This window comes from Amycolatopsis acididurans (genome assembly GCF_012328925.1).
Classification (GTDB): domain Bacteria; phylum Actinomycetota; class Actinomycetes; order Mycobacteriales; family Pseudonocardiaceae; genus Amycolatopsis_E; species Amycolatopsis_E acididurans.
Map to the genome: position 1 here is coordinate 43884 of NZ_JAAXLS010000047.1, position 7620 is coordinate 51503.

Below are 7620 nucleotides of genomic sequence, written 5' to 3' on the forward strand. Positions count from 1 at the left end.
ACAGTGCGCGGATTCTCGAAGCCGCTGGTGGTCAGGAGCGTGCATCGCGTCAACGGTGTACGCCCAGGCATCCCTGTCTCCCGCCGACTAGCAAACGGTCGGTAGATATCTGCTACTCTGACACATCACGGACCTGATGGGAATCGCGAGGAGGTACCAGCTTCGCGAGCCCCGGCGCTCGGCGCGAAAGCGGCTGGACGAGGCGGAGGCGAGGTTGCGCCGGCCCAGATCGGCGATCGAGGCAGGGGTTGAGGCGACCGCGCTCGTCGAGTCGATCTGAGGCGCAGGTGCAGCGCGCTGCCTCCCGCGCGGAGCTTGCGGGCATACCGGGACCGAATTTGCTCGACCGCGCTGAGGTATACGGGATGGTCGACTCGCTCGGTGTGCTTCGAGTGCCTCGGCCACGCGCATGGCGCGGCGAAGGTCGCCGCCGTAGACGTAGGCAGCCAGTCCGTATTCGGTGTTGTTGGCCAGCGCGATGGCTTCGGCGTCGTCGTCGAAGGGGATGAGGGAGGCGACGGGGCCGAAGACTTCTTCGGCGACGATGTCGGCGTCGCGGGGTACGTCCATGAGCACGGTGGGCGGGTAGTAGTAGCCGACGCCGCTGCGACGGGTTCCGACGGTGGCGGTGGAGGCGCCGCGGTTGACCGCGTCGTTGACCAGTTCGGTGACCTTCGCGACCGCTTGCGGGCTGACCAGCGGGCCGAGTTCGGTGTCCTCGCGGCTGGCCGGTCCCACGCGGAGCGAGCCCATGCGTGCGCCGAGGACGTCGGCGAGTGGTTTCATGACATCGCGCTGGACCAGGCATTTCCCTGCTTGAGCGTTGTCACCCCCGCCGCCCTCGTTTGCCTGCTTCCGATCTGATGCTTGCCGGGCTGACTTATTAGCGTTACGTTACTAATGAAACGCTAGTAAGGAGCAGACGTGGTTGATCGCAACGACGCGGGACCGCGGTGGAGCCGGCCGGGACCACACAGGGTGGTCACGGCTGAGTTCGACGATTGGGCCGTCGTCAATGGACAGCGGGTTGCCGTCATCGTGCGGTACCCGCATTCGGACACGCCGTTGCCTGCGGTGGTGCTGTGCCATGGGCTCGGCGGCGACCATCGCGGCTACGCCGGCCTCGGCGTCTGGTTGGCATCGCACGGATATGCGGTGCTGCACCCGCAGTTCTGTGATTCCCTCGCCATCGCCGGGCCGAGGCTCGGACTGCCCGTCACGCAGCAGCGGGCACGACCCGAGGACGCGTCCGTGCGCGAACTGCTGCACACGATGTTGTTCGACCGGGAGCACTGGGTCTCCCGAGTCGCTCGGGTCCACGCGGTCATCGACTCACTCGCCGGGCAGAGCCGCGTGCCTGCCCGCATCAGGGCCGACGGGGTGCTCGTCGCGGGCCATTCGTTCGGCGCCTACACCGCGCAGCTCCTGCTCGGCACGCGACTGTTCGACGTCGGGCTGGACCACGAGCGCTTCGCGCACCCGGCCGTCGTGGGCGGAATCCTGTTGTCTCCGCAGGGAAGCGGGGACCGTGGACTCACCGCACGCTCCTGGGAAGGCGTCACGACACCTGTGCTGACTGTCACGGCCACTCACGACTTCGGCGCCCGGGGTGAGGGTCTGCCGTGGCGGCGGGAGGTGTTCGACCGGGCGCCGGCGCGGTTCAAGCACCTCGCGGTCGTCCGCGGCGGCGACCACCAGCTCGGCGGAATTCCCCGGGCCGACAACGAGGACCAGGCCGGTGCGCGAGTGCGCACCGCGATCGCGGCCGTGACCACCGCGTTCGCCGACCACGTGCACGGCGACGAGGTCGCCGGCGCGTGGCTCGCGAGCGGTCCTTTCCCGACGATCCTCGACCACACCCACCGGGAGACCGCATGTCCGACATCGTGATCAAGGGGACCGGCGTCGAGCGGACGTTCATCGCGCGGGGCCACACGGTGCACGCGCTCGGCCCGGTCGACCTGACCGTCGAGCGGGGAGAGTTCGTCGCCATCGTCGGCCCGTCCGGATGTGGGAAGTCGACACTGCTGCGCATCGTCGCGGGGCTGGCGGCACCGACCGCGGGCGAGCTCGTCATCGACCGGGCCGATCCAGGGGCGCCGCTGTGTTCGATGGTGTTCCAGGACTACGGCATCTTTCCGTGGAAGACCGTGCTCGCGAACGTCCGGCTGCCGCTGGACATCGCGGGTGCCTCCCGCGGCCGGGCGAACGAGGTCGCGCGAGACTGGATCGACCGGGCGGGTGTCGCCGGCTTCGAATCCGCCTACCCGGCAACGCTTTCCGGTGGTATGCGGCAGCGGGTGGCCCTGGCGCGGGCGTTCGTGGCCAATCCCGAGATCCTCCTCATGGACGAACCGTTCGCGGCGCTGGACGCCCAGCTCCGCCTTGTCCTGCAACAGGAGTTGCTGCGGGTGTGGGAGGCGCATCGCCGCACGGTCCTGTTCGTCACCCACTCCATCGACGAAGCGTTGCTGCTGGCCGACCGTGTCGTCGTGATGTCGTCACGACCGGGCCGCATCCTCGACGACATCACGGTTCCGTTCCCCCGGCCGCGCACGCGGTCCGCGCGCTCGGCGGCTGAGTTCGGCGCGCTCGAAGACCACATCTGGCGACTCCTGAAGGGTGAGGTGGAAGAACGTGAGCACGCTCATGACGTCGCATGACCAGCTGGACCGCCGTGACCTCGTGCGGCGGGTCCCTGGCCCGGCCGAACGGGCGCCGCAGCGGCACGCGCGGCGTCGTCGCGCCGTCACGGTCACCCTCGCCTGGGCGACACCGGTGCTGCTGATCGTGGCCTGGGAGCTCGCCGCACGGTTGGGCACGCTCGACACCCGGTTCTTCCCCGCACCGAGCGTCATCTGGCAGGCAGGCGTTCAATCCATTCAGGACGGTGCGATGACCGGAGCCATCGTCGACACGGTCCGCAAGCTGCTGATCGGCTACGGGATCGGCGCCGTCGCCGGGGTGGCGCTGGGCGTCCTGCTCGGCCTGTCGTGGATCGCCCGTGCCGCACTCGAACACACCCTGGTCGCGCTGTACACGCTGCCCAAGCTCGCGCTGTTCCCGGTTTTCCTGCTCATCTTCGGGCTCGGTTCGATGCCGCAGATCGTGCTGGTCGCGGTCTCGGTGTTCTTCATCGTCGTGCTGGCTTCGACCACCGCGGTGATCTCGGTCGAGCAGGGTTACCGCGACGCGGCGACCGTGCTCGGCGCGAAACGCACCCAACTGCTGCGGCACGTGATCATTCCCGCTGCCCTGCCCGCGATCGCGACCGCGATCCGGTTGACCGCGGGCATTGCCATCCTCGTGATCGTCGGTATCGAGATGGTGTCCGGCGACAGCGGGCTCGGTTACCTGATCTTCCAGCGATCCCAGGTGTTCGACCCTGGCACGATGTATGCGGGCGTGATCATCGCCGGACTGATCGGCGTGGCCTTCACCGGCCTCGTCAGCTTCGCGATGAAGTTCGCCGTTCCCCAGCAACGACCGCGGCTGCGCCGGTCCTGAGTCTTCTTGTCACCGTCAGGAGAAAGCATGTTCGGAAAATCCCGCGCACGAACGATGTGCGCCGCCGTCATGGCCGCCGGGCTGGCGTTCACGAGCGCGTGCGCCCCGTCCACCCAGCAAACACAGGCTACCGACGCGAAGCAGGTGTCCGTCCTGCCCGCGGGTGTGAGCCTGTCCGGCACGCCGGACACACCGGCAGCCAAACCGCTGGCGCAGCACGCGTCGCTGAAGGTCGGCATACCGTCCAAACTGGAACTTGAGGCCCCCGCGCTGCTGGCGCAGACCTATGGGGAGTTCGCCAAGGAGAACCTCGACGTCACGTTCGTCACCGACACGGTGCCGAACCTGCTCACCTTGCTGGGGCAGAACAAGATCGACCTCGTCTACGCGGGAGCGCAGGCCCTGGTGTTCAACGCACTTCGCCACGGCGTGCCGATCCGCTGGGTCTCCGGTGTCGCATCGTCCTCACCGGACAGTGGCGTGTACATGAGTACGAAATACGGCACGTCGGCGAGCGACTTCAACCCCGCGCTGTTGAAGGGCAAGAACATCGGGGTCAACCCCGGCGGGCTGGCTGCTCCTTCGGAGTACGGGCTCTACGACCTGATCACGAAGGGCGACCTCAGCCCGAGCGATGTGCGGATGACACCGTTCAGCGACATCGCCGCGATGGCACAGGCCCTCAACAACGGGTCGCTCGACGGCGCCACCCTCGGCGCACCCTTCACCGCCAGTCTCAAGCCGGGCGTCGCTTTCCAGGCCCAAGCCGGTTACCCGGCGAGCATGCAGATCGCCGGCTACTTCGCGACCACCGAGCTGCTCGGCGCGCACCGGGACGCGGGCGTCGCGTTCTTCCGGGCGCTGGAGCGGACCGTGAACACCTACCTCAGCGGTGACTACCACCAGAACACCGAAGTGATGACCAAGATGGCGCAGCAACTCGGCACCACCGTCGAGACGCTGCGGGTGGCGGCGTCGGTTCCATTCGATTTCAACGTCCCCGCACAGTCGGTGGACAGCCTGCAGAAGATGTACCAGTCCGTGCCGGGGACCCTGCAGGTCGGTAACCCGGTCAAGCCCGGCGAACTGATCGACCTGTCGCTCGTGATCGATGCGGCACAGGGGAAATGACGGCCGGACGAGGTCTATCCGACGCAACCACGGAGGACAAGCACACGATGAGCGACGCGCTGGCCGGTATCAGGGTCCTCGACGCCGCGACCGTCCTTGCGGGGCCGGTTTCAGCGACGATCCTCGGCGACTTCGGTGCCGAGGTCGTCAAGATCGAGGACCCGAAGGTGGGTGACTTCACCCGCGGCGGAGGGCGATCGGCCGGCTGGTTGCAGGAAGGCCGCAACAAGAAGTCCGTGGCTCTGGACCTGCGGACCCCGGCGGGCCAGGCGCTGCTGCACCGGTTGGTGCCGCATTTCGACGTGGTGGTCACCAACTTCCGGCCGCCGACCCTCGCGCGCTACCGGATGCTGCCCGAGCACCTCCAGCCGCTCAACCCGCGCGCGGTGCTGCTGTACCTGACCGGATTCGGCTTGACGGGGCCGTATCGCGACAGGGGCGCGTTCGACCGGATCGCCAGCGCGTACAGCGGCCTGACCTACGTCACCGGCGAGCCGGAACGGCCGCCCGTGCGCAGCGGGTACTCGGTCATCGACTACATGAGTGCGTACCTGGCGGCTTTTTCGGTGGTGGCCGCGCTGCACCATCGCGATGTCCAGTCGGGTTCGGGGCAGGTCATCGACCTGGCCCTGTACGAAGCGGCCCTGCGGTCCAGTGAGGACTCGGTCACCGCGTTCGGTCTGGACCGGCAGGTCCGGGAACGACTGGGCAACAAGAACCCGGCCATCGTGCCCGCGTCGGACTTCGTGACCGCCGACGGCAGGCGGGTGTCCTTACACGCCGGTACGGATTCGTTGTTCCGGCGCCTGGCCGCCGTCATGAACCAGCCCGAACTGGCCGCGGACTCCCGCTTCGCGGACCGGGCCGCGCGCATCCAGCACCAGGACGAGCTGTACCCGATCATCGGTGCGTGGGTCGGCGGGCTGACCGCCGACGAGGTCGTCAAGTTGCTGAGCGACGCCGACATCCCGGCATCGCCGATCATGAGTGTCGCGGACCTGATGAACGACCCGCACTGCAAGGACCGCGGCTCGATCGTCACCGTTCCCGACCCCGAGTTCGGAGAGGTCCCGATGGTTGCTCCGCTGCCGAGGCTGAGCGCCACCCCGGGAACCGTGCGCTGGGTGGGAACCACGCTGGGCGCGCACACTGACGAGGTGCTCGGCGGTCTGCTCGGCCTGTCCGCGAGCGACATCGATGCGCTGCGCGAGCAAGGCGTGGTGTGAGCGATCACTACGATGGCTGTTCGAATCCAGGGCCACGACCAACCCAGGAGATGATGTGAACGACACTGCCGGGCAGACGGCGCAGGGCCGGCGATCGCGGGATCGGGCCCGCACGGAGGCCGACCTGCTGCAGGCGACCTACGACCTGCTCCAGCGCGACGGCATTTTCGCCGGGCTGAACCTGCAGGAGGTGGCCGAGCGGTCCGGGGTGAACCGTGGCCAGATCTACCAGTACTTCGGCGATCGACGGTCGCTGCTGAGGGCGGCGGTCGCCCATCGCGCGCGGGAGTGGGCGGCCGGGGCGAAACGGCATTGGGAGAAATCGTTCCTCGGGCGCCGCAAGGCCATGTTCCGCAGTGCGTTGGCCAACCCGGCGTCCACTCTGGTGGAGGCGTTGCTCGCCATCGACGGCGATCCCGACTATCACCCGTTGCCGGAGATCGAAAAGACGAAAGCCGCGCTGGAACGGGATCAGCGCAACGGCGACCTCCCGGCCGGCTCCGATGCGCTCGCCATGCACACCTTCATGGTGGCGGCGTACAAGGGATACCTGATCTTCCGGGAAGCGATCGCCCGCGACCTCGGCGTCCCGGTCGACCAGCTCGACGCCCGCGTGCTGGCAGTCCACGACCGCGTACTCGAAGCGATGGCACGAGAGGGCTGAACATCCCAGACCGATCGTCCGGAGTGGACACGCCGAGCGCGGCGGCACGACCGCGCCGTGTTCGGGCGAGCGGGGTTCCGCGACCGCCGGAGCAGTCGACGGGGTAAGCGAACGGGGCGGAACGGACGCGGGCGGACCGCCCTCGCGCGCGGCGGCCGCCCCTGCGCCGGCGCGGGACCTGGCCCAGGAACTCGGCGGCGGTGGTCGCTGATCTGGCTACCCGGCCTCGCCGTCGCGGTCGGGCGGCCTTCGCAACCGCCCGTCGGGGCTCTCATCGCCTCTCAAGGGAACGGGCCCAACACTGGAGCGCATGAGTCGGCGCGAAAGCGGCTGGACGCGGCGGAGGCGAGGTTGCGCCGGCTCAGATCGGCGATCGAGGCAGGGGTTGAGCCGACCGCGCTCGTTGAGTCGATCAATGAGGCGCAGGCACAGCGCGCTGCCGCCCGGTTTCAGCGCGTGGCTGTCGTGGGTGTTGGCTGCGGAGATGGCGACGGTCAGGGGCAAACCGGCTCGGTCGGACAGGGCGTGGATCTTCGAACCGGGTTTGCCGCGGTCGACCGGACTGGGTCCGGTCAATCCGCCCCTTTTTTGGCCCTGACGGATGCTCCGTCGAGAACCGCGCGGGACCAGTCGATGAGGCCCCGGCTGCCGAGTTCGTCCAGCACTGCGTGGTGTATCTGTCGCCACAGTCCGACCTCGGTCCATTCGGTGAAGGTCCGATGTGCCGTGGGAACGGTCACCCCAAACGACGGTGGCAGGTGCCGCCAGGCGCAGCCGCTGGTCAGCACGAACACGATCGCCGTGAATACCGCCCGCGAATCCGTTCTCGAGCGCCCACCCCCCTGGGGGCGTACCTTTGCCGGCGGGATCAACGGTTCCACCAGTGCCCACAACTCGTCGGGCACCAACCGTTGCGACAGTGAGTCGATCACAACACAAGATCATGACAACTCAGCCCCCAAGATCCAAACGAGACACGCTCTTAGTACCGCGGTCGCGTTTGCTGAAATGTCTTGGGAAAGGTCAACGCAGAACCGGGCCCCGACGAACTCCGCCAACAGACCGGGCTGCTCGCCAATCTGAAGGTTCTGC

The 7620-nt window shown here is 68.1% G+C and carries 7 protein-coding genes and 1 pseudogene; 6 read left to right on the forward strand and 2 right to left on the reverse strand.

Annotation, left to right across the window (positions count from 1 at the left end; all coding sequences use genetic code 11):
- Positions 1-87: 87 nt before the first annotated feature.
- Positions 88-804, reverse strand: a complete 717-nt coding sequence (locus HFP15_RS34920; RefSeq protein ID WP_281355718.1) for an aldehyde dehydrogenase family protein — start codon at positions 802-804, stop codon at positions 88-90.
- A gap of 120 nt (positions 805-924) precedes the next feature.
- Between HFP15_RS34920 and HFP15_RS34925 the strand changes: the two genes are divergently transcribed.
- The 6 genes from HFP15_RS34925 to HFP15_RS34950 are packed head-to-tail and all read left to right on the forward strand — an operon-like array spanning position 925 to position 6528.
- Complete coding sequence (locus tag HFP15_RS34925; RefSeq protein WP_168521537.1) at positions 925-1890, forward strand: alpha/beta hydrolase family protein; 966 nt, start codon at positions 925-927, stop codon at positions 1888-1890.
- Positions 1875-2663 carry an ABC transporter ATP-binding protein gene (locus HFP15_RS34930; RefSeq protein WP_168521539.1) on the forward strand — a complete coding sequence of 263 codons (789 nt, stop codon included), beginning with the start codon at positions 1875-1877 and terminating at the stop codon, positions 2661-2663. The genes HFP15_RS34925 and HFP15_RS34930 overlap by 16 nt, the downstream gene beginning before the upstream one ends.
- The gene (locus HFP15_RS34935; protein WP_168521541.1) at positions 2638-3507 is read left to right on the forward strand and encodes an ABC transporter permease; all 870 of its coding nucleotides are present in this window, start codon (positions 2638-2640) and stop codon (positions 3505-3507) included. The genes HFP15_RS34930 and HFP15_RS34935 overlap by 26 nt, the downstream gene beginning before the upstream one ends.
- 27 nt (positions 3508-3534) lie before the next feature.
- On the forward strand, positions 3535-4638 hold the full coding sequence (locus tag HFP15_RS34940; protein WP_168521543.1) for an ABC transporter substrate-binding protein: 1104 nt from the start codon (positions 3535-3537) through the stop codon (positions 4636-4638).
- Between the two features lie 47 nt (positions 4639-4685).
- Positions 4686-5864: a CaiB/BaiF CoA transferase family protein gene (locus HFP15_RS34945; RefSeq protein WP_168521549.1), complete on the forward strand. Its 1179-nt coding sequence runs from the start codon at positions 4686-4688 to the stop codon at positions 5862-5864.
- 55 nt (positions 5865-5919) lie between these two features.
- The gene (locus HFP15_RS34950; RefSeq protein WP_168521551.1) at positions 5920-6528 is read left to right on the forward strand and encodes a TetR/AcrR family transcriptional regulator; all 609 of its coding nucleotides are present in this window, start codon (positions 5920-5922) and stop codon (positions 6526-6528) included.
- Positions 6529-6972: 444 nt separating this feature from the next.
- Here the strand turns inward: HFP15_RS34950 and HFP15_RS34955 are convergent.
- Positions 6973-7460: pseudogene (locus HFP15_RS34955) on the reverse strand (IS5 family transposase); the annotation flags it as partial.
- Positions 7461-7620 lie beyond the last annotated feature (160 nt).

What these genes read in the sequence shown, in the direction of transcription:
- HFP15_RS34930 (WP_168521539.1), top strand. Translation starts at nt 1,875, where the DNA reads ATGTCCGACATCGTGATCAAGGGGACCGGCGTCGAGCGGACGTTCATC.
- HFP15_RS34940 (WP_168521543.1), top strand. Translation starts at nt 3,535, where the DNA reads ATGTTCGGAAAATCCCGCGCACGAACGATGTGCGCCGCCGTCATGGCC.
- HFP15_RS34945 (WP_168521549.1), top strand. Translation starts at nt 4,686, where the DNA reads ATGAGCGACGCGCTGGCCGGTATCAGGGTCCTCGACGCCGCGACCGTC.